This is a genomic window from Streptomyces monticola (genome assembly GCF_042665355.1).
Classification (GTDB): domain Bacteria; phylum Actinomycetota; class Actinomycetes; order Streptomycetales; family Streptomycetaceae; genus Streptomyces; species Streptomyces monticola.
On record NZ_JBHTCF010000022.1, the window covers coordinates 94,792 to 114,392 of the forward strand.

At 72.5% G+C, this 19,601-nt stretch carries 23 protein-coding genes; 11 read left to right on the forward strand and 12 right to left on the reverse strand.

Going from position 1 to position 19,601, the window contains the following annotated elements; translation table 11 throughout:
• The first annotated feature begins 44 nt into the window (after window positions 1-44).
• Entirely contained in the window at window positions 45-1,184 is a 1,140-nt protein-coding gene (locus ACFQVC_RS35790; RefSeq protein ID WP_381838589.1) for a DNA polymerase III subunit beta family protein, read from the forward strand.
• Between the two features lie 62 nt (window positions 1,185-1,246).
• A complete protein-coding gene (locus ACFQVC_RS35795; protein WP_381838591.1) occupies window positions 1,247-1,894 on the forward strand; it encodes a hypothetical protein in 648 nt (215 codons plus the stop codon).
• Between the two features lie 70 nt (window positions 1,895-1,964).
• Here the strand turns inward: ACFQVC_RS35795 and ACFQVC_RS35800 are convergent, their stop codons facing one another.
• From ACFQVC_RS35800 to ACFQVC_RS35820, 5 genes are all read right to left on the reverse strand, one after another.
• A complete protein-coding gene (locus ACFQVC_RS35800) occupies window positions 1,965-4,202 on the reverse strand; it encodes a serine/threonine-protein kinase (RefSeq protein ID WP_381838593.1) in 2,238 nt (745 codons plus the stop codon).
• A complete protein-coding gene (locus ACFQVC_RS35805; RefSeq protein ID WP_381838595.1) occupies window positions 4,184-5,110 on the reverse strand; it encodes an oxygenase MpaB family protein in 927 nt (308 codons plus the stop codon). Before ACFQVC_RS35805 ends, ACFQVC_RS35800 begins: the two co-directional genes overlap by 19 nt.
• Before the next feature lie 226 nt (window positions 5,111-5,336).
• On the reverse strand, window positions 5,337-6,155 hold the full coding sequence (locus ACFQVC_RS35810) for an SDR family NAD(P)-dependent oxidoreductase (protein ID WP_381838597.1): 819 nt from the start codon (window positions 6,153-6,155) through the stop codon (window positions 5,337-5,339).
• A gap of 66 nt (window positions 6,156-6,221) precedes the next feature.
• Window positions 6,222-6,836 (reverse strand): DoxX family protein, encoded by a 615-nt coding sequence (locus tag ACFQVC_RS35815; RefSeq protein WP_381838599.1) that lies wholly within the window; start codon window positions 6,834-6,836, stop codon window positions 6,222-6,224.
• Between the two features lie 91 nt (window positions 6,837-6,927).
• Window positions 6,928-8,118 (reverse strand): acyl-CoA dehydrogenase family protein, encoded by a 1,191-nt coding sequence (locus ACFQVC_RS35820; protein ID WP_381838601.1) that lies wholly within the window; start codon window positions 8,116-8,118, stop codon window positions 6,928-6,930.
• Between the two features lie 187 nt (window positions 8,119-8,305).
• Between ACFQVC_RS35820 and ACFQVC_RS35825 the strand changes: the two genes are divergently transcribed.
• From ACFQVC_RS35825 to ACFQVC_RS35855, 7 genes are all read left to right on the forward strand, one after another.
• A complete protein-coding gene (locus ACFQVC_RS35825; protein ID WP_381838603.1) occupies window positions 8,306-8,605 on the forward strand; it encodes an ArsR/SmtB family transcription factor in 300 nt (99 codons plus the stop codon).
• Window positions 8,602-8,988: a VOC family protein gene (locus ACFQVC_RS35830; protein ID WP_381838605.1), complete on the forward strand. Its 387-nt coding sequence runs from the start codon at window positions 8,602-8,604 to the stop codon at window positions 8,986-8,988. Before ACFQVC_RS35825 ends, ACFQVC_RS35830 begins: the two co-directional genes overlap by 4 nt.
• Before the next feature lie 176 nt (window positions 8,989-9,164).
• A complete protein-coding gene (locus ACFQVC_RS35835) occupies window positions 9,165-9,506 on the forward strand; it encodes a DUF3140 domain-containing protein (protein WP_381838607.1) in 342 nt (113 codons plus the stop codon).
• Between the two features lie 11 nt (window positions 9,507-9,517).
• Window positions 9,518-9,802: a hypothetical protein gene (locus ACFQVC_RS35840; RefSeq protein WP_381838609.1), complete on the forward strand. Its 285-nt coding sequence runs from the start codon at window positions 9,518-9,520 to the stop codon at window positions 9,800-9,802.
• A gap of 11 nt (window positions 9,803-9,813) precedes the next feature.
• Complete coding sequence (locus ACFQVC_RS35845) at window positions 9,814-11,328, forward strand: DUF2079 domain-containing protein (RefSeq protein WP_381838611.1); 1,515 nt, start codon at window positions 9,814-9,816, stop codon at window positions 11,326-11,328.
• 94 nt (window positions 11,329-11,422) lie between these two features.
• Window positions 11,423-12,850, forward strand: a complete 1,428-nt coding sequence (locus ACFQVC_RS35850; RefSeq protein ID WP_381838613.1) for an MFS transporter — start codon at window positions 11,423-11,425, stop codon at window positions 12,848-12,850.
• Between the two features lie 304 nt (window positions 12,851-13,154).
• Window positions 13,155-13,625, forward strand: a complete 471-nt coding sequence (locus ACFQVC_RS35855) for a Dps family protein (RefSeq protein WP_381838615.1) — start codon at window positions 13,155-13,157, stop codon at window positions 13,623-13,625.
• Window positions 13,626-13,777: 152 nt separating this feature from the next.
• Here the strand turns inward: ACFQVC_RS35855 and ACFQVC_RS35860 are convergent, their stop codons facing one another.
• Entirely contained in the window at window positions 13,778-13,999 is a 222-nt protein-coding gene (locus ACFQVC_RS35860) for a hypothetical protein (RefSeq protein WP_381838617.1), read from the reverse strand.
• 56 nt (window positions 14,000-14,055) lie between these two features.
• Window positions 14,056-14,448, reverse strand: a complete 393-nt coding sequence (locus ACFQVC_RS35865) for a four-helix bundle copper-binding protein (RefSeq protein WP_381838618.1) — start codon at window positions 14,446-14,448, stop codon at window positions 14,056-14,058.
• A gap of 208 nt (window positions 14,449-14,656) precedes the next feature.
• On the opposite strand from ACFQVC_RS35865, the gene ACFQVC_RS35870 reads away from it, so the two are divergent.
• Window positions 14,657-15,310: a dienelactone hydrolase family protein gene (locus tag ACFQVC_RS35870; RefSeq protein WP_381838620.1), complete on the forward strand. Its 654-nt coding sequence runs from the start codon at window positions 14,657-14,659 to the stop codon at window positions 15,308-15,310.
• Window positions 15,311-15,315: 5 nt separating this feature from the next.
• Window positions 15,316-15,957, forward strand: coding sequence for a phosphoribosyltransferase (locus ACFQVC_RS35875; RefSeq protein ID WP_381838622.1), 642 nt, complete (start codon window positions 15,316-15,318; stop codon window positions 15,955-15,957).
• A gap of 67 nt (window positions 15,958-16,024) precedes the next feature.
• Here the strand turns inward: ACFQVC_RS35875 and ACFQVC_RS35880 are convergent, their stop codons facing one another.
• The 5 genes from ACFQVC_RS35880 to ACFQVC_RS35900 all read right to left on the reverse strand — a co-directional run bounded on the left by ACFQVC_RS35880 (window position 16,025) and on the right by ACFQVC_RS35900 (window position 19,556).
• On the reverse strand, window positions 16,025-16,477 hold the full coding sequence (locus ACFQVC_RS35880) for a YbhB/YbcL family Raf kinase inhibitor-like protein (RefSeq protein WP_381838624.1): 453 nt from the start codon (window positions 16,475-16,477) through the stop codon (window positions 16,025-16,027).
• A gap of 17 nt (window positions 16,478-16,494) precedes the next feature.
• Window positions 16,495-17,274 (reverse strand): cytochrome c oxidase assembly protein, encoded by a 780-nt coding sequence (locus ACFQVC_RS35885; protein ID WP_381838626.1) that lies wholly within the window; start codon window positions 17,272-17,274, stop codon window positions 16,495-16,497.
• The gene (locus tag ACFQVC_RS35890) at window positions 17,271-17,822 is read right to left on the reverse strand and encodes a DUF2243 domain-containing protein (protein ID WP_381838628.1); all 552 of its coding nucleotides are present in this window, start codon (window positions 17,820-17,822) and stop codon (window positions 17,271-17,273) included. Before ACFQVC_RS35890 ends, ACFQVC_RS35885 begins: the two co-directional genes overlap by 4 nt.
• Complete coding sequence (locus ACFQVC_RS35895) at window positions 17,819-18,301, reverse strand: SPW repeat domain-containing protein (protein ID WP_381838630.1); 483 nt, start codon at window positions 18,299-18,301, stop codon at window positions 17,819-17,821. Before ACFQVC_RS35895 ends, ACFQVC_RS35890 begins: the two co-directional genes overlap by 4 nt.
• Window positions 18,302-18,365: 64 nt before the next feature.
• Window positions 18,366-19,556 carry an alcohol dehydrogenase catalytic domain-containing protein gene (locus ACFQVC_RS35900; protein ID WP_381838632.1) on the reverse strand — a complete coding sequence of 397 codons (1,191 nt, stop codon included), beginning with the start codon at window positions 19,554-19,556 and terminating at the stop codon, window positions 18,366-18,368.
• Window positions 19,557-19,601: the final 45 nt, after the last annotated feature.

Here is a 19,601-nt window from a genome sequence, read left to right on the forward strand (position 1 = left end):
GTCAATTTGACCTTCAAGTCGCTTGAACGCCGAGAATCTCGACCATGAACGACACCGACGCGCTGATGAGCATCGGCGCCTTCGCCCGCCGGGTGGGCCTCGCCCCGAGCGCCCTGCGCTTCTACGACGACTGCGGGGTGCTGCACCCGGCCCACGTGGACGGCGACACGGGCTACCGCTCCTACTCCCCCGGCCAGGAGACCCGTGCGGTCCTGGTGCGGCGGCTGCGCGAGGCGGGGATGCCGCTCACCGACGCCTGCGTGGTGCTCGACGGCAGCCACGAGGAGGCCCGCGCCGTCCTGGAGCAGCACGCCCGCAAGGCCCGGGACACGGCGGCGGCCGCACAGTCCGCGGTCGAGGAGGTGCTGCGGGACCTGCCCCGCGGCCACGGCCCATGGACGGCGGCCCGTATCGGCGGGGCCGAACTGGCCAGCGCCGTACGGCAGGTGGCACCGGCGGTGGCCACCGGCGACGCCCGCCAGGAGTTCCCCGTACTCGGCTGCGTCCTGGTCGAACTGGACGGCCCCGAGCTACGCCTGGTCGCCACCGACCGCTACCGCCTGGCCGTGCGCACCCTGCGCGCCCGCTCCCCCGAGGGCGCGCCCCGTTCGCTCCTCGTCGGTGCCGAGGAGCTGCGGGACGCGGCCGCCTGGGCGATGCGCCGCGAGGAGCTCACCATCGAGGTGGACGAGGGCGGCACGCGGCTGCGCGGCGAGAGCGACGTGCGGATGCTGGCGACGGTCGACGACACCTTCCCCGACTACCGGCTCGTCCTCGAAGGGCTGCCCGCCGTCCGGCACCGGATCATCACGGACCGGACCGCGCTGCGCGGCCGGCTCGTGGGGGCGGGTGCGGCTGCGGGTGGCGGCCCGGTGTCGCTGCGGACCGGCGGGCAGCGGCTCACCCTCGTCCCCCGCGATCCCGGCGACCACGGCAACCACGGCAACCACTTCGACTGCGTCGACCACGGCGACCGTGAGCCGGACACGCTGCCCGCGCTGTGCACCGGCGGCCCGCTGAGCATCTCCTTCGACCCCGAGGTCCTGGTGCCGGCGCTCGACGCCGGGGTGGGACCCGATGTGCTCCTGGAGATCTCCGCGCCCACCGGCCCCGTCGTGGTCCGCTCGGCGGACCAGGGCAGCTTCACCACGCTGGTGATGCCGGTGGCCGACGACGAGACCTGACCACTTTCGCCCTCCCCTTCCCCCCTCTTCCCCCCCTCCCCTTACGAAGAGAGCCGCACCCCGTGGACCCCTCCAACCCCGTAGTAAAGCTGTGCTCCCAGGGCATGCAGGCCGAGGCCGAGGGCCGCGAAGCCGAGGCCCGCGCCCTGTTCGAGGAGGCGTGGGCGACGGCCGGTGACGACTACGAGGCCTGTGTCGCCGCCCACTACCTCGCCCGCCACCAGCCGACCCCCGAACGGACCCTGCGCTGGAACCGGGAGTGCCTTCGGCGCGCGGACCGGGTCGGCGACGACCGGGTCAAGGGCTTCTACGCCTCCCTGCATCTGAACATGGCCAGGACCCACGACGACCTCGGCGACGCGGAAGCCGCACGCGAGCACTTCGGGCTCGCCGCCGCACACCTGGACGAGCTGCCGCAGGGGCAGTACGCCGACTGGACCCGCGGCGCCGTCGCCGCGGGACTGCGCGCGACCGGGGCGCTTGCGCCGCGCGCCGCCGAGCCGTTCCTCACCGAGCTGTTCGACGCCTTCTGCGCCCGCGGCGACCTGATGGCACTCGGTCTCGTCCTGCCCCCGTACCTGGGCGACCTTGGCACGGAAGAGGACCGGGTACGCCTGCTGACCGCGCTGCACATGGTGCATGCCGCCCGCCGCCTTCCGGACGCCGAACAGGCGGTGCTCGGCCGGGCGATCGGCGCGTGCGCGGCCTGACGCCGCCACGCTCCCCGGTGGCTCAGCGACCCGGTCACTCAGCGCCCCGGTCACTCAGCGCCCCGGTGACTCAGCGCCGCTGCTGGCGCAGGGCCGCGACCTTCCGGTACAGCTCGGCCGCTTCCGCGCCGCGGCCCAGCTGCTCCAGGCAGTGGGCCTCGTCGTTGCGGCTGGCGAGGGCGTCGGGGTGGGCGGCGCCCAGGACGCGTTCCCGGGCGGCGGCGACCTTGCGGTACTCGGCCAGGGCGTCCGCCCAGCGGTTCAACCAGCCCAGGCCGACGGCCACTTCGCGCCGGCTGACCAGGGTGTCGGGATGGTCGGCGCCCAGGACGCGTTCCCGGATGCCGCAGACCGCGCGGGCCTCGTCGAGCGCCTCTTCCCAGCGGCCGAGACGGCCCAGGTTGACGCCCAGGCCGTGACGGGCGCGCAGCGTCTCGGGGTGCTCGGGGCCGTGCAGCCGTGTGCGGTCGTCGACGAGGTCGCGGTAAAGGGTGAGGGCCTCGGCGCTGCGGCCCAGACGGCCGAGGCTGATGCCGACTTCGTAGCGGGCGGCGAGGGTGTCGACATGGTCGGGGCCGAGTGCCTGCCTGCGGGCCTCGGCGACCTCGCGGTAGGCCTGCAGGGCCTCGCTCCAGCGCCCCAACTGGCCGAGCGCGTAGGCCACTTCGTACTGGGTGACCAGCGTGTCGGGGTGGGCGGCGCCCAGGACGCGGGCACGGGCGGCGGCCACGTCGCGGGCCATCCGGTAGGAGTCCTCCAGGCGGCCGAGGCGGCTGAGGTTGTAGGCGAGGTTGTGGCGGCAGCGCAGGGTGTCCGGGTGGTCGGGGCCCAGGCGCGGGGACCGTTCCCGGGCGGTCAGGACCGCTGTGTACACCTGGTGGGCCTCGAAGTGCCGCCCCAGCTGGCCGAGTACGTACGCGATCTCCTGGCGGGCGGCGAGGGTGTCGGCGTGGTCGGCGCCGAGGGTACGCTCGCGGCCCTCGGCGACCCGCTCGTACTCGCGCAGGGCGTCGGCGGCCCGGCCGGTGCGGCTGAGCGTGAAGCCGACCTCGTAACGGCTGGCGAGGGTATCGGCGTGGTCGGGGCCGAGGGCGTGCTCGCGTTCGGCGGCCACCGCGCGGTGCACCTCGCCCGCCTCGTCCCAGCGGCCGAGCCGGCCCAGGCTGAGACCGGCGTTGTGACGGCTGGCCAGGACGGCGAGCAACTCCGGGGGCGGCGTGGGCCGTTCGGGCGCCTGGGGCAGCCCGGCCTGCGGGGTGCGGCGGCCGTCGACGCGGGAGATCCACTCGCCGGTGAGCCCCGCTGAGGTGTCGGGCGGGGTGGCGCGCAGATCGACGGCCCCTGTGGCCTTGTGCCCGGTGGTCATGCCGCGGGTCCAGGACGGAAGGCGCGGCTCACCGCTCGGGGGCTGCTCGGGCCGTCCCGATGCGATGCCTTCGGGTCGTGTCACGGCTCCGTCGCGGGCGATGACGATACGGCGGGCGAGCTCACGGGCGTCGTAGGGCCGCTCCTCCGGTGTCTTGGCGAGCAGGTCGAGGACGATCCGCTCCAGGAACTCGGGGAGTTCGGGGCGGTGGGTGCGGGGCGGCTGCGGCGCGGTGTCGCGGTGCCCGACGAGTACGGCCCAGGCGTCGGCGAGGTCGAACGGCGGGGCGCCGGTGGCGATCTCGTACAGGACGCAGCCGAGGGAGTAGAGGTCGCTGCGGTGGTCGACGTGCTCGCCGCCGATCTGCTCGGGCGACATGTAGTGCGGGGTGCCCATGGCGATGTTGGTGCCGGTGAGCTTGGCGGTGAAGCCGATGTCGTGGCCGAGCCTGGCGATGCCGAAGTCGCAGATCTTCACCGTGCCGTCGGTGAGCCGCATGATGTTCGCGGGCTTCAGGTCGCGGTGCACGATGCCCTGGTCGTGGGTGTACGCGAGGGCGTGCGCGACCTGCTCGGTGATCTCGACTATGTCGGGTACGGCGAGCGGGTCCTTGCGGTTGTCGTCCAGGAGCTGGCTGAGATTGCGCCCTTCGAGCAGCTCCATCACCAGGTAGAGAACCCCGTCGTCCTCGCCGAAGTCGTGGACGACGGTGATGCCGCGGTGCTGCAGGGACGCCGCGACCCGCGCCTCGCGCCGGAAGCGTTCCCTCAGGACCCGGCCGAACGAGGCGTCGCTCTGCTGCGGTCCGAGCGGTTTGAGGCACTTGACGGCGACGTGCCGGCCGAGCGATTCGTCGCGGGCCCGCCACACCTCGCCCATGCCGCCGCGCCCGATGAGATCGAGCAGCCGGTACCGGCCTTGGATCAGCCTGGTGTCCGCCATCTCGCGCTGTCGCCCCCGTCGCCTCGCGTCGCCCTCCCCGGCCCGTCCAGTATGGCCGCCCGTCCGCGGAGTTTGTACGGTGCGGGGCGGCTGCCCGGACCGAGTCGCGTCATGGCCCGCAGAATGTGCTTGGGCGGAAGTTGCCAGCGTAGCCGCGCGGGAATGCAGCGAAGGATGTTACCCGTGGCTCTCAGGCGTACGTCCACCACCCCCGGTGCCGGTGCGGCCCGGCCGTACAACTCATGGGCGTAGGGCGGCAGCGCGCCGTACGCCAGGTTCGCCACCCGCTTCCACACCAGCTCGCGGGCGGGGACCAGGGGCAGCGGCGTGGGCGGGCGCTGCAGGAAGTCGTCGACGGCCCGTGCCTCGGGCCCGGCGGCGAGTTCGGGCCGCACGCGCGCGAAGTAGGCATCCAGCTCCGCCCGGTTCGCGGGTACGCCCTCGGGATCCAGGCCCACCATGCGGGCACTCTCACGGTGTTCGCCGATGTACCGGTCGACCTGGGCCGGGGTGAGCGGGAAGCCGGAGCGGCGCGCGACCTCGACATACGAGTCGATCTCCGCGCAGTGCACCCACAGGAGCAACTCCGGCTCGTCGACGCCGTAGACCTCACCGGTACCCGGGTCGGTGGCCTTGAGGAGCCGGTGGATCCGCCGCACCCGCGCACCGGCCTTCTCGGCGGCCTCGGTGGTGCCGTAGCTGAGGGTGCCGACGAAGTTGGCGGTCCGCATCAGACGTCCCCAGGCGTCTTTGCGAAAGTCGGAGTTCTGCATGACCCCGCGCACCGCCCGCGGATGCAGGGCCTGCAGATACAGGGCCCTGACCCCGGCGATCCACATGACGGGGTCCCCGTGCAGGTGCCAGGTCACCGATGAGGGCCCGAAGAGCCCGGGATCCGCTGCGCGCATGCCGCACCTCCTGCCCGCAGGGTAGTGGGCAGGGAGCTCCACGGCGGGGTGGCCGCTCAGGCGGCCGGCTCGGGGGCTATCGCCGTTTCCAGGGCGGGAGTTGGGACCAGTGGGCGAGTGGGAGGCCGGCGGCGGCGGTGACGAGCAGGACGTACGCGAGGATGTCGATCACTGTGGCTCCTCGACACGGCAGGATTCACAACTGCGGCACCCGCCCAGGGAGACCTCAGGGCACGATCGAGTCCACATAGCCGCCGTCCACGCGGATCGCGCCGCCCGTCGTGGCCGAGGCCAGCGGGGAGCTCAGGTAGACGACCATGTGGGCGATCTCCTCGGGCTCGATGAGGCGCTGGATGAGGGACTGGGGCCGGTGCAGCCGCATGAACTCGCGCTGCGCCTCGTCCCAGGGCAGGTCGCGGTCGACCAGTTCGTAGACGAAGTCCTCGACGCCGCCGGTGTGCGTGGGGCCCGCGATCACTGAGTTGACCGTGACGCCGGTGCCCGCGGCCTCCTTGGCGAAGCCGCGGGACACCGCGAGGAGCGCGGTCTTGGACATGCCGTAGTGGATCATCTCGGCGGGAATGACGACGGCCGAGTCGCTGGCGATGTTCTGGATCCGGCCCCAGCCGCGCTCCTTCATGCCGGGCAGGTACGCGCGGATCATGCGGACGGCGGCCAGTACGTTCACGTCGAAGTAGCGGCGCCATTCGGCGTCGTCGATGTCGAGGGCGGGCCGCGCGCCGAAGATGCCCAGGTTGTTGACGAGGATGTCCACCTGCGGGAGCGCGTCGAGCACCTGGGCGAGGCCGTCGTCGGCGGTGATGTCGCCCGGCGCCGCCACGAAGGCCGCCCCCGGCGCGGCCCCCGGCCCGGTCCCCGACTGCTCGCCGCCGAGCCGCCCGACGGCGGCGTCGACGGATTCCTTGGACCGCCCGTTGACACCGACGCGCGCCCCGGCGCGGGCCAGACCGGCGGCGATGGCGGCGCCGATTCCCTGGGTGGAGCCCGTGACGAGGGCCGTCTTACCGGTGAGGTCGATCAGCACGCTGCGTACCTTCCCTGCCGTCGTGTCGCCGTGCCGCATGACGTGCCACGGCTCCGCTCCAGTAGATCACCGGCGGCCGGGCACCGGAGTGCGCTGGGCAGCCGACTGCGCGCGGTGCGCCGAGCGGGCGGCCACTCGCCGGGTCCTGCGCCGGCCCGCCTCGGCCGAACGCCGGCCCGCCCTGGCCGAGCGCCGGGCCCCACGCTGGGCCGACTTACGGACCTGACCGGCCGAGCGGCGGGCCTGGTGGGCGGAGCGCCGGGCCTGACGCGCCAGGGACGGTTTGCCGTGGGTGTCCGCGGCCGTGATCAGCAGCCCGCCCAGCATGGACAGGTTCTTGAGGAAGTGGATGCGCTGGGCGGCCCGTTCGTCGGGGTCGTCGATCGTCCAGAACGGATGGCCCGCGAGCGTCGTCGGTACGAGCGTGGCCGCGAGGGCGAGCGCCGAGGCGCGCGGGAACCGGCCGAGGGCGAGCAGCGTGCCCGCGCCGACCTGGACGGCGCTGTTGATCCGCACCAGCTGCTCGGGGCTCTCGGGCAGCGGGGCGACCCGTTCGGCGACGGGCACCGCCACCGGCTCGGCCGCCCCGGCCACCTGCTCCGGGTGCCACAGTGTCTTCAGGCCTCCGGTGACGAACGTGGAGGCCAGCATCGGACGTGCGATTCTCCTGAGAACTGCCATGCGCAGCGGGTGCCCAGGCGGAGCGTCTCAATTCCCGCTGTCGGCCGGCGAGCGCGCGGCGGTGCGGCGGCTCGAAGGGCGCGGAGACCGGTCAGCGCCGCACCCTCGGCATCCCCAGGCCGATCCACGAGATGATCTCGCGCTGGATCTCGTTGTTGCCGCCGCCGAAGGTGAAGATGACCGCCGAGCGGTAGCCGCGTTCGAGCTCGCCGTGCAGGACCGCGCCGGCCGAGCCCTCCTTCAGCGGGCCCGCCGAGCCGACCACTTCCATCAGCCAGGCGTAGGCGTCCCTGCGCGCCTCGGAGCCGTAGACCTTGACGGCGGAGGCGTCCTGGGGGGTGAGCGTGCCGTTCTGGACGGCGTTCACCATCTGCCAGTTGAGGAGTTTCATCGCGTCCAGCTTGGTGTGCGTACGGGCCAGACGCTGTTTGACCCAGCCGAGGTCGATGACGCGGCGCCCGTCGGCCAGCTTGGTCTCCGCGGCCCAGCGCTGCACGTTGTGCAGGGCCCGGATCGCCATCGTGCCGTGTGCGGCGAGGGTGACGCGCTCGTGGTTGAGCTGGTTGGTGATCAGCCGCCAGCCCTTGTTCTCCTGGCCGACACGGCGTGACACGGGAACCCGGATGTCCTCGTAGTAGCTGGCCGTCGTGTCGTGCGAGGCAAGGGTGTTGATGATGGTGCAGGAGTAGCCGGGGTCCGAGGTCGGCACCAGGAGCATGGTGATGCCCTTGTGCGGGGGCGCCTCGGGGTCGGTGCGCACGGCGAGCCAGACCCAGTCCGCGGTGTCGCCGTTGGTCGTCCAGATCTTCTGGCCGTTGACCGTGTAGTGACCGGTCTCCTCGTCGCCCTCGCGGACGGCCTTCGTCTTCAGCGCGGCGAGGTCGGTACCGGCGTCGGGCTCGCTGTAGCCGATGGCGAAGTCGAGCTCGCCGGAGAGGATCCTCGGCAGGAAGTACGCCTTCTGCTCGTCGGTGCCGAACTGCATGATCGTGGGCCCGACTGTGTTCAGGGCCATCAGCGGCAGCGGTACGCCGGCCTGGGCGGCCTCGTCGAAGAAGATGAACTGTTCCATGGGGCTCAGGCCGCGGCCGCCGTACTCCTCGGGCCAGCCCACACCCAGCCAGCCGTCCGTACCGAGGCGGCGGATCGTCTCGCGGTAGAACCGCTTCTGCTCGGCCGGATCCTCGTACCGGGTATAGGCGTTGTCCGGGACCAGTTCGGCGAAGTAGGCGCGCAGCTCGGTGCGCAACTGCTGCTGTTCCGGCGTGTATTCGAGGTGCACGGCCCCTCCAGGCAGATGGCGGTCCTGCGGCGGCGCACACAGTAGAACGTGTTTCAAGAATCCGGAAGGGGCGCGGTCGGCCGACTCGCGTCCGGCTGCCGTCAGCGCCGGGGCATACGGCGACGTACACCCGTATCGCAGCTGGTCGGACTTGATAGGCAAGTGAGTACTTGCCTATAGTGGCGGTATGGCCGACGACATCTTCAAAGCCTTGGCCGACCCCACACGCCGGACGATCCTCGACGAGCTCGCGGACCGGCAGGGGCAGACGCTCTTCGAGATCTGCACCCGGCTCGCCATGCGCCACCAGCTCTCGCTGACCCGGCAGGCGGTCTCGCAGCATCTGGCCGTCCTGGAGGCGGCCGGGCTCGTGGAGACCCGGCGCGAGGGGCGTTACAAATTCCATGACCTGAACACCGCACCGCTGGAGCAGATCGCCGAGCGGTGGACCCGGCGCGCACCGCGCCCGACACCGGAGAGCCCATGAGGATCAACCTGACCAGCGTGCTTGTGGACGACCAGGACAAGGCCCTGGCCTTCTACACGGACACCCTGGGTTTCGTGAAGAAGCACGAGGTCCCGCTCGGCGAGGACCGCTGGATCACCGTCGTCTCCCCCGACGCCCCCGAGGGCACGGAGCTGGTGCTCGAGCCCGACGGCCACCCCGCGGCGAAGCCGTTCAAGGAGGCCCTGGTCGAGGACGGCATCCCCTACACGTCCTTCGCCGTCGACGACGTGCGGGCCGAGTTCCGCCGCCTGAGCGGCCTCGGTGTCCGCTTCACCCAGGAGCCCGTGACCATGGGCCCGGTCACGGTGGCCGTGTTCGACGACACCTGCGGCAATCTGATCCAGATCGCACAGCAGGATTAAGCCACCGACGACGGGGCACTCGGAGGTTTCCTCGGCTCGGCGCGGCAGCCCCACTCCCCCGGGGGGCGCCGCAGCCGGGCCGAGGCCCGACCACGCCGTCGTACGAGAGCAAGCCGTACGCGGCACACCCGGGAGCAAGCCGTACGCAACGACGCCACACACCAGGGAGGGAGACCATGGCCGACCTGGAACAGCTGGAACTCGACGCGCTCTGGGACGAGTTCCACAGCGCGGTGAACATGACCTCGCAGGAGCTCAGCGCCTGGCTGCGGACCCGTGAGGCGGGCGAGCACACCGAGCCGCTGCCGGAGCACGCCGGCTCCGAGGCCGGCCAGCACGTGCTCGCGATCCTGCAGAAACGCCGGATGGACCTCACCGGCGACGATCTGCGCCTGATGCGCAAGGTCGTCGACACGGTGGACACCTACGTGGACGGGGAGCGCGAACCCGACGCCGCCGACCGCTCCACCCGGCACCGTCTGATGTCACTCGGGCACGATCCGCTCAAGCCGTCTTGAGCCCCGCCACCATGAGCCGGGGACGGCAGGACGTGGTGCGCGAGCTGCTCGCCGGGCACGGCCGCACCTTCGCCGACGAGGCGGGCATCAAACTGCGCGACACCCCGCAGCCGCTGTACCAACTCCTCGTCCTGTCCTGCCTGTTGAGCGCCCGCATCCGCAGCTCCGCGGCGCTCGCCTCGCTGCGCGAATTCAGCGCGGCCGGGCTCCCCGGCCCCCGCCCGCCGTTGCGCCATCCGTGCCGCATCATCGGCTCTCCGTATGTCCCGGATCGGCGGGTGGCGCGGGCGACTTAGCATCCGGCCCCATGAAGCCCTGGGCCGATCTGCTCCCCCGTCCCGCAGCCACCGCCACCCCGGTCGGACCGCCCGCCCCGGGCGCGCGTCCGCGTCCCGCGATGCTCTGGTGGGGCTGGGCACTCGCGCTGTTCGCCGGGTATGTGACCTTGTCCTTCCGGCGCCATGCGCTGCTGCGCACCCACGGCTACGACCTGGGGATCTTCGAGCAGGCGGTACGCGCCTACGCACGGTTCGAGGCGCCCCTCGTACCGCTGAAGGGGCCCGGCTTCAATCTGCTCGGCGACCACTTCCACCCGATCCTGGTGGAACTCGTACCGCTGTACTGGCTGTGGCCCTCGCCGCTCAGCCTGCTCGCCGCGCAGGCCGCGCTGCTCGCGCTCGCCGTGGTGCCGCTCGCCCGGTGGGCGTACCGGTCGACCGGGCGGGCCGCCGCGCATGCCGTGGCCTTCGGTTACGGCGCGAGCTGGGGGATCGCGCAGACCGTGGCCTTCGACTTCCACGAGGTGGCCTTCGCGGTGCCGCTGCTCGCGTTGGGCCTGGAGGCGCTCGGGCGGCGGCGCTGGCGGGCCGCCGTCGCGTGGACGGCGCCGCTGCTCCTGGTCAAGGAGGATCTCGGCATGACGCTTGCCGCGGTCGGCGCGTACGTGGCCCTCAAGGGGCCGCGCCGGCTCGGTCTGTGCACCGTGGCGGCGGGTATGGCGGGCAGCGTGCTGCAGCTCAAGGTGCTGCTGCCGCTGGCCAATTCGGGCGGCCGCTACGACCACTGGGAGCGGATGAGCGGCGCCACCGCGCCGGTGCGCGACGGGCTCCTGTCGACGCTCGTGCATCTGCCGCTCGACCTCCTCACGCCGCAGGGCAAACCGGTCCTGCTGATCCTGGTCCTCGCCCCGACGGCGATGCTCGCCCTGCGCTCCCCGCTGGTGTGGCTCGCCCTGCCGACCCTCGGCTGGCGCCTGGCCTCGGGCAACTCCCTGTTCTGGCTGCCCGACTTCCACTACGGCGCGGTGCTCGTGCCGATCGTGTTCGCCGCGTTCGTGGACGCCCTGTCCCGCTGGCGCGGCGTCGACCACCCCATGGCGCGCCGGCACATCAGGGCGACCCTGGCCACGGTGGTCGCGGTCACGGCCCTCACCGTGCCCTCGTTCTCGTTCGGGCTGCTCCTTCGCTCCGCGACCTGGCAGACACCCGCGCATGTGACGGCGGCCCGGCAGGTCCTCGCGCTGATCCCGGACGGCGCCACCGTCGCCGCCTCCAACCGCCTGGCCCCGCAGCTGACCTCACGCTGCGAGGTCGTCCTGTTCCCCGGCCACCCCGAGCCCGGCACCGACAGCGACTGGATCGTGCACGACCGGTACGCGGCCGATGACTGGCCCAAGCCCACGGCACACTGGCCGCATCCGATCGACGAGCAGCTCAAGGCCCTTGCCGCGGCCCGCCGCTCGTACGACGTGGTCGCCGAGCGCGACGGCATCACGCTGCTGCACCGCCGTACCGCCCCGCCGCCGACAGTTGATCCGTCCTGACCCCTCCTGATCCCCCCGTCGATCCGCTCGTACCTGGCTGCTCGGCGCGGTGGATCATGTACGGGTCATAGGAACACGGAGCCCAGGAGCGCATGTGAAGACCGGCGCGAACACCGGCGCGAACACCGGCGCCAAGACCAGCGCGAAGACCGGTGACCAGATCGTCCAGGAACTGCCCTGGAAATGGCGCGTGCAGGGGCGCATCTTCGTCATCGGCGGGCTCGGCTATCTCTTCGACGCCTACGACATCGCCCTCAACGGCTTCCTCATGCCGCTGCTCGGCGATCACTTCGACCTCACCATCGGGCAGCGCGGCTATGTCGCCACCGCGAATCTCGTGGGCATGGCCGTCGGCGCCATCGCCTGGGGCGCGGTCGCCGACCGTATCGGCCGCAAAAGGGCGTTCAGCGTCACACTGCTGATCTTCGCGCTGTTCTCCGTGCTCGGCGCCCTGTCACCCACGTACGAGATCTTCCTGGCCCTGCGCTTCCTCGCGGGCGTCGGCCTCGGCGGATGTATCCCGGTGGACTACGCGCTGGTGGGCGAGTTCTCGCCGCGCAAGTACCGCGGCCGCGTCCTCACCGCGCTCGACGTGTGGTGGCCGGTCGGAGTCACCCTGTGCGGCCTGGTGTCCACGGCGATGCTGTCCCTCGACGGCAACTGGCGGTGGATGCTGTCCACGATGGTGCTGCCCGCGCTGCTGCTGTTCTGGGTGCGGCGCGGGGTGCCGGAGTCGCCGGTCTATCTGTCGCGGAAGGGCCGTGAGGCCGAGGCGCGCGCCGTGATCGACGACCTGGTGGCGCGGACCGGTGCGCCCGTCGAGCCGTATGTCATCCCGTCGCCGCCCGCCGACGAGCGCTCGCGCGGACTGCGCGCGGCGGCCGAACAGCTCGTCCGGATCTGGCGGTTCAGCCCGCGCGTCACCTCCGCGTCCTGGCTGCTCTTCGCGACCGTGATGCTCGTCTACTACGCGGCGCTGAGCTGGATGCCGTCGATCCTCAGGGAGGAAGGGCTCGGCGAGACGGCGGCGTTCATGGGGACCACGCTGATGAGCGGCGTCGGCATCGCCGGCGTCCTGGTCTCCACCGCCCTGGTCGATCTGGTCGGGCACAAGTGGCTGATCGGCGTCTCGGCGCCCCTCGCCACCCTGGCCCTGGTGGTCTTCGCCCTCGTCCTGAAGGCGCCCACCGGTTCGCTGGTCGCGATCGCCGCCTTCGGCTTCCTCGTGCAGCTGACCATCCCGGTGCTCTACGCCTACGTCGCGGAGCTCTACCCCACGTCCCTGCGGGCCAGCGGCTTCGGCTGGGCCTCCTCCGTCAGCCGCGCCCTGACCGGGTTCGCGCCGCTGCTCTTCGGCTCGGTGCTCTGGCCGGTGCTCGGACTGCCGGTGACGTTCGCCGTGCTGGGGGCCGCGGTGCTCGGGGCCGTCGCGTGGATGGCGTTCGCCGCCCCTGAGACCAGGGGCCGGGCCCTGGACGCCGACCTGGACGCGGACCTGGACGCGGACCTGGACAGAGGCTAGGACACGGACTGGGACGCGGCGGGACGGCAGAGGGACGAGGTGGCGGTGCGGCGGGCATGAATCGGCGCTGCGGCGGTACTCGATCCACTCCGGGAGCGTGACGTCCGGGAACGACCGAAGGCTCCGGCCCGGCGGCCCCGTGAACAGCGTGAATCCCGGGACTTTGGTCCTGTTTCCCGGCGACGAGGCCGGAGTACGTTTCCGGTATGCCGGATATCGGCGCCGGGGACCGGGGGCGACGCCGCCCCTGGCGGACCCCCGGGCCGAATCAGGCCGTTGATGTACGCAGGAGGAGAAGAGTCACATGTACGTCGTGAAGAGCCCGCTGCCCGACGCCGACCTCAAGACCGTCTCGGAAGCGCTGCAGGGCGCCCTGGTGGACCTGGTGAACGTCACTCTCGCCGCCAAGCAGATCCACTGGAACGTCGTCGGACCCCGGTTCCGCTCCGTGCATCTGCAGCTCGACGAGGTCGTGGACGCCACCCGGCAGCACACCGACGACGTGGCCGAGCGGGCCTCGACCCTCGGTGTCCCGCCCGACGGCCGGGCCGCGACCGTGGCGGGGGCCGGCAGCTTCGCGCCGGTGCCCGACGGCTGGATCAAGGACTCCGACGGTGTCGGAGCCATGGTCGAGGCGCTCGGCTCGGTGATCACGCGGATGCGGGAGCGGGTCGAGGCCACCGCCGAGGCGGACCCGGTCAGCCAGGACCTGCTCATCGGCATCACCGCCGACCTGGAGAAGCACCACTGGATGTTCCAGGCCGAGAACGGCTGAGGCCGCCGCCTGACGGACGCTGCCGCAGACAGCGGCGCCGACGGCCGTCACTGACAGCAATGCGCAGGTCACGGCCCCGCTCATGGGCGGGGCCGTGACCTGCGCACAGCGGCGTACCGTCTGGGGGTGCTGCCGCAGTCAGACGCTGAGGCTCACAGTCGGTCCATGCGCGTGTACGGGCTGAGGATGCGGGCCTGACGCGAGCCGAAGTCGACCAGCATGGCGACCCCTTCCTCGACGCCGACGATCCGGCCCAGGCCGAACTGGTCGTGGGAGACCCGGTCCCCCAGTTCGAAGTGCTTGACGATCGGCTCCACAGGAGCAGAGAAGGGGCTGGTGGCCAGGTGGCGCCGCGAGGCGTGGGATTTCGTCATCGTGAGGCCAGTATGCGCCCCTGAGGGCCATCGGGTCAGCCGCGTGCCGCACAGGATCAGGCCAGGCACTCCAGGAACTCCCGGCAAGCACGCTCACAACGGCGACAGGCTTCGGCACATCGGGCGCACTCGTCACGCACCGGCGCGAGGCGTTCGCAGGCCGCGGCGCACAGGGCACAGACGTCCGCGCAGTACTCCACCTGACCCCGGTGGACCTCCGGGTCGGTGGCGTCCTCGCGGGACAGGAACTGCCGTGTCGTCTCGCAGACTTGGGCACATTTCAGATCCGGCCGCCGTGACTCGCCGAGCTCGGGCACCGGCACCGTGGCGGTACAGGCACGGGCGCACTCGACGCAGGCCTGGGCGCAGACGAAACGGTCCTCGATGAACCGGATCACCTCGTCCGGCTCCGCCTGCACGGTGGCGAGGGGCGGATATTCGTTCAACACGCCGTGCGGGTAGCCGCGCCGGACGGTCCCAAACGCACTGTTCGCCCCTGTTCCCCGGCGCGCCGCGGCGCCGCCACAGCCGCACCCACAGCCACGGCAGATGCGCGTGCCGCATGGTCGGCCGCGCCCTGGGTACCCGGCGCGCGCCGGTCCGCAGGAGCTGCGGGCCGCGAAGGGACCGGTGGAGCGAGACAGGCCGGGAGGCCGCATGCTGTGCGAGACCGTCACTGTGACCGGCGGCGAGGCCCCGCTCACCGGGGAACTCGCCGTGCCCGAACCGGCCCTGGGGGCCGTGGTGTTCGCGCACGGCAGCGGAAGCAGCCGGCACAGCCCGGGCAACCGCACCGTCTCCGACGCGCTGTACGAACAGGGCGTCGGCACGCTCCTGGTGGATCTGCTGACCGAGGAGGAGGCCGCGGCGGACGAGGTCACGCGCGAGCACCGCTTCGACGTCGGGCTGCTCGCGGCGCGCCTCACCATGGCCGTGGACTGGCTCGCCGCACGCTCCCCCGGTCTGCCGCTCGGCCTGTTCGGGGCGAGCACGGGCGCCGCGGCCGCGCTGGTCGCCGCCGCGAAACGCCCGCATCTGGTGCGGTCCGTGGTGTGCCGGGGCGGGCGCCCCGACCTGGCCGGCGCCGACGCCCTGGCCGCGGTGCGGGTGCCCGTGCTGCTTCTGGTCGGCGCCCTCGACGAGCAGGTCCTCGACCTCAACCGGCGGGCGGCCGCCGAGCTCGGGGGCCTCACCCGGCTGCGCCTCGTGCCCGGTGCGGGTCATCTCTTCGCGGAACCGGGGGCGTTGGCGGAGGTGGCCGGGGTGACCCGGCGCTGGTTCGCGTACATGTGGCAGCGGGAGAAGGAGTGAATCAGGTGCGTTTCCAGGACCGCAGGCACGCCGGGCAGGTGCTCGCGGCGCTGCTGCGCGTACGGCAGGAGAAGGGAGCGCTGCCGCAGCCGCTCGTCCTCGCCCTGCCGCGCGGGGGCGTGGTGGTCGCCCAGGAGGTGGCGCGGGCCCTGCAGGCCCCGCTCGACGTCGTCGTCACCCGCAAGGTGGGCGCACCGCAGCAGCCCGAGGTGGGTCTCGGGGCCGTCGTGGGTGACGAGCCGCCGCTCTTCGACGAGGAGGCGCTCGGCGAACTCGCCCTCAGCCCCCAGGAGTTGGCGCCGGTCGTGGAGCGCGAACGGGCCGAGCTGCGCCGCCGCGAGGAGCTCTATCGCAAAGGGCGCCCCGCCCCCGACATCACCGGGCGCACCGCGCTGATCGTGGACGACGGCCTGGCCACCGGCTCGACGGCACGCGCCGCGCTGCGCTCCATCCGCGCCCAGGGCCCCGAACAGGCCCTCCTCGCCGTGCCGGTGTGCTCACCGCAGGCCGAACGGCTGCTGCGCGCCGAGGCCGACGAGGTGCTCTGCGTGCACCAGCCGTGCTCCTTCATGGCGGTCAGCGAGTGGTACGAGGACTTCGACCAGGTCACGGACGACGAGGTGCTCGACGCCCTGTACGGCACGTGAGCTCGGTGCCCTGTACGGCACATCAGCTCGACGCCCTGTACGGCACGTGAGGTGGGGCCGCCGCGGCTCAGCGCCTGTAGAGGCCGACGAGCGTGGCGGTCGCCACCTGCTGGCGGTCGAGTACGCCGTGCACGTCGTCGGCGCTCGGCTGCTGCGGCAGCGACACGGGGGCCGGAAGGGCGTAGAGGCGGAAGAGGTAGCGGTGCGCGTCGTCGCCCTCGGGCGGATGCGGTCCGCCCCAGCCCTCCTCGCCGTAGCCGTTCTTGTGCTCGAGCGCTCCCTGGGGCCTCTCCCCCGCGCCGAGCCCGTCCTTACGAGGGTCGATGCCGGTCATCAGCCAGTGCACGAACGTCCCCGACGGCGCGTCGGGGTCTTCGCAGAGCAGGGCCAGCTCCACGGCGTCCGCGGGAACGCGGGACCACTTCAGCGGGGGCGAGACGTTCTCGTCGTCCTTGGCATGGCGGGCGGGGATCGGCGTGTGGTCGGTGAATGCGGGACTGTTGAGTTCGATACCGGACATGCGCCCCGAAGTACCCCTCACGGGCGCGGGTATGCCGTGCGACGTGCGGTTCTGGCGAGGGCGCGGCCGCCGTCCCGGTACCAGCCGAGCGCGAGCAGAGCGGCGAGGGCGACGCCGGTGAGATCGCCGCCGTAGTACATGAGCTGGGCGCCCGCGTGCAGGTCGTGCGGGGCGAAGACGGTGCCGGGCGGCCCGGTGGCGTACAGGGACTTGGCGAGGACGTCGTGCGCGGCGGCCGCGCCGATCAGGGCGGCGCCGCGCAGCAGATGGCCGCTGCGGTGCCGTACCGGTTCCAGGGCGAGCACCGCGAAGGCCAACAGGAAGCCGGAGAGCAGGAGATGGAGGTGCACGGCGGCCTGCAGCCACGGGTGGTGGTGGGTGTGGGCGAGCAGCGGGGTGCGGTAGAGCGCCCACAGACCGGCCGCGTTCACGGCGGCGGCCACCGGGGGCCAGGTCAGCAGCGCCGCAGGCCGTGAGCGCAGGCACGCCAGGAGCCGGCGCCTGGCCGGCACCGGCAGGGTGCGCAGGGTGAGCGTGACCGGTCTGGCGAGGGCGAGCAGCAGCGGCGCGAGCATGCCGGTGGCGAGGTGTGCCGCCGTGTGTGCGGTGAACGGCTCCCCGCCGGGCCAGGGCAACGCCGCCACGGCGAGCACCGCGCCCGCCGACCAGCAGACCGCGTCCCGCCGCGGCGGCCACCGGTCCCCGCGCGCCCTCAGCCGCCGCGCCGCGCCCGTGTAGGCGAGGCAGCACGCGGCCACGGCGAGCAGGACGTACGGGGCGTACGAGCCGTACGTCATGGCTGCCGTGTCCCGGCCCCCGCCTCACGGTTCCTGGCCCCTGCCTCACGGCTCTTGGCCCCTGCCTCACGGCTCTTGGCCCCCGCCGCACGGCTCTTGGCTCCCGCCGCACGGGTCCCGGCTCTCGCGCGCCGGATCCGCAGCAACAGCACGGCCCCGGTGAGCAGGAACAGCACGGCGATCACGTTCCAGGTCAGGTCGTACGGGGTCAGGTCCACGCCGTAGCGGATCTGGTGCAGGCCGAGTGCCTTGTGCTGGAACGTGCCGTCGTACAGCTGGAAGCCGCCGACGCCGAGGCAGGTGCCGGCCCACCAGGCCCTCGGGGAGCGGGCGTCGCGGCGCCGCAGATCGGCGTAGACGAACAGGCCCGTCACCATCGCGGCCCAGCCGAAGGCGTGGAAGATGCCGTCGGAGACCAGGCCCGCGGCACTGGACGCCTTGTCGTAGAAGTGGTGCCAGTGCAGCAGCTGGTGGAAGACCACTTCGTCGACGAAGGCGGCGAGGCCGATACCGACGAGGGCCCCGCCCAGGAGGGAACGCCGCGTCAACGGGAGCTCCCGGAGGCGCCGTCGGCGCTTCGCTGCCCCTCCGTCCCGTGGCGCCTGGCCAGGACCAGGCTCGCCGCGGCGATCAGGGCGAGCAGCGCGCCGGACACCACGTCGTTGACGCGCGCGATGTCGTTGCTGCCGCTCTGGCCGTAGCCCACCACGAACGGCGCGACGACCAGCCAGACGCCGAGCCCGAGGGTCAGGGCGGCGGCCGGGAGGCGGCCGAAGGGGTGGTGCCTGCGGCGTACTGCGGCGAGGAACGCGCCCATGCCGACCAGGGCTTCGTTGAGGCGGGCCTGCTCGACCTCCACGTCGGCGGGGAAGATCAGGGCCCATGAGGAGATGAGGATCCAGGCCGCCATGAGCACGGCCAGCTGGACGAGGGCCTCGGCCCGCGCGCGGTGCTTGGCTGCGCTGCGCGGCTCCGTGCCGCCCGCTGCCGGGTGCGGCACAGCCGCCTGCTCCTGTTGCGGGTTCATGCCCGCCGGGTACCCCGCGTCTCCGGTTCATGCCCGCCGTGGAGGGGTGCCGCCGTACGCCGCCTCACGGCTGGAAGAGGATCTTCAAGGCGTCCTCGCGCTTGCGCTGGAAGATGTCGTACGCGTGCGGAGCCTCGGCCAACGGGAGGCGGTGGCTGGCGAACTCGTCGACACCCAGCGGGTCGTCGTCAGTGAGCAGCGGCAGCAGATCGTCCACCCAGCGGCGTACGTTGGCCTGCCCCATGCGCAGCTGGATCTGTTTGTCGAACATCGTCATGAGCGGCAGCGGTGACGCCATGCCGCCGTAGACGCCGCTCAGCGAGATCGTGCCGCCGCGTCGTACGAGGTCGATCGCGGTGTGCAGGGCGGCGAGCCGGTCGGCGCCCGCGCGTTCGGCGAGCCGGACCGCCCAGGTCTGCGGCAGCAGCGAGGCGGTCTGCTGGGCGAGACGGCCTGCGGGGCTGCCGTGTGCCTCGGTGCCGACGGCGTCGATCACGGAGTCGGGGCCACGTCCCCCGGTGGCGTCCCTGACCGCCTCGACGAGTTCCTTGCGGCCGGCGAACTCCCGCAGGTCGTACGTCTGCACGCCGCGGTCCGCGGCCCGGCGCAGGCGCTGCGGCACGAGGTCCACGCCGATGACGGTCTCCGCGCCACGACGGCGAGCCATCCGGCAGGCCATGTCGCCGATCGGCCCGAGACCGAGGACGGCCACCGAACTGCCGGGCGCCACATCGGCGTACCGCACGGCCTGCCAGGCGGTCGGCAGCACGTCGGAGAGATAGACGAAACGGTCGTCCGGTGGGCCCTCGGGGACCTTGACGGGTCCGAACTGGGCCTGTGGGACGCGCAGATACTCGGCCTGGGCGCCCGGTACACCGCCGTAGAGCCGGGTGTAGCCGAACAGGGCGGCGCCCATGCCCTGTTCGCGGACCTGGGTGGTCTCGCACTGCGTGTGCAGTCCCGCGCCGCACATCCAGCAGTGGCCGCAGGCGATCTGGAAGGGCACCACGACGCGGTCGCCCGGGTTCAGGTCCGGCACGTCGGCGCCGGTCTCCTCGACCACGCCGATGGGCTCGTGGCCGAGGATGTCGCCGGGCGTCATGAACGGGGTGAGCACTTCGTACAGATGCAGGTCGGAGCCGCACAGTCCGCTGGACGTCACACGGATCACCGCGTCCGTCGGCTCCTCGACCGCCGGGTCCGGCACCGTGTCGACCCGTACGTCACGCTTGCCCTGCCACGTGACGGCGCGCATGTCCCGTACACCTCCCTGTGCTGATTCCTGTCTGCTGGCCTTCGT

Excerpts from the sequence above, each read along its gene's own strand:
- ACFQVC_RS35885 (WP_381838626.1), bottom strand. The coding sequence starts at position 17,274 with ATGACGTACGGCTCGTACGCCCCGTACGTCCTGCTCGCCGTGGCCGCG.
- ACFQVC_RS35855 (WP_381838615.1), top strand. The coding sequence starts at position 13,155 with ATGTACGTCGTGAAGAGCCCGCTGCCCGACGCCGACCTCAAGACCGTC.
- ACFQVC_RS35870 (WP_381838620.1), top strand. The coding sequence starts at position 14,657 with ATGCTGTGCGAGACCGTCACTGTGACCGGCGGCGAGGCCCCGCTCACC.
- ACFQVC_RS35800 (WP_381838593.1), bottom strand. The coding sequence starts at position 4,202 with ATGGCGGACACCAGGCTGATCCAAGGCCGGTACCGGCTGCTCGATCTC.
- ACFQVC_RS35860 (WP_381838617.1), bottom strand. The coding sequence starts at position 13,999 with ATGACGAAATCCCACGCCTCGCGGCGCCACCTGGCCACCAGCCCCTTC.
- ACFQVC_RS35845 (WP_381838611.1), top strand. The coding sequence starts at position 9,814 with ATGAAGCCCTGGGCCGATCTGCTCCCCCGTCCCGCAGCCACCGCCACC.
- ACFQVC_RS35830 (WP_381838605.1), top strand. The coding sequence starts at position 8,602 with ATGAGGATCAACCTGACCAGCGTGCTTGTGGACGACCAGGACAAGGCC.
- ACFQVC_RS35840 (WP_381838609.1), top strand. The coding sequence starts at position 9,518 with ATGAGCCGGGGACGGCAGGACGTGGTGCGCGAGCTGCTCGCCGGGCAC.
- ACFQVC_RS35900 (WP_381838632.1), bottom strand. The coding sequence starts at position 19,556 with ATGCGCGCCGTCACGTGGCAGGGCAAGCGTGACGTACGGGTCGACACG.
- ACFQVC_RS35815 (WP_381838599.1), bottom strand. The coding sequence starts at position 6,836 with ATGGCAGTTCTCAGGAGAATCGCACGTCCGATGCTGGCCTCCACGTTC.
- ACFQVC_RS35825 (WP_381838603.1), top strand. The coding sequence starts at position 8,306 with ATGGCCGACGACATCTTCAAAGCCTTGGCCGACCCCACACGCCGGACG.
- ACFQVC_RS35880 (WP_381838624.1), bottom strand. The coding sequence starts at position 16,477 with ATGTCCGGTATCGAACTCAACAGTCCCGCATTCACCGACCACACGCCG.
- ACFQVC_RS35790 (WP_381838589.1), top strand. The coding sequence starts at position 45 with ATGAACGACACCGACGCGCTGATGAGCATCGGCGCCTTCGCCCGCCGG.
- ACFQVC_RS35805 (WP_381838595.1), bottom strand. The coding sequence starts at position 5,110 with ATGCGCGCAGCGGATCCCGGGCTCTTCGGGCCCTCATCGGTGACCTGG.
- ACFQVC_RS35835 (WP_381838607.1), top strand. The coding sequence starts at position 9,165 with ATGGCCGACCTGGAACAGCTGGAACTCGACGCGCTCTGGGACGAGTTC.
- ACFQVC_RS35895 (WP_381838630.1), bottom strand. The coding sequence starts at position 18,301 with ATGAACCCGCAACAGGAGCAGGCGGCTGTGCCGCACCCGGCAGCGGGC.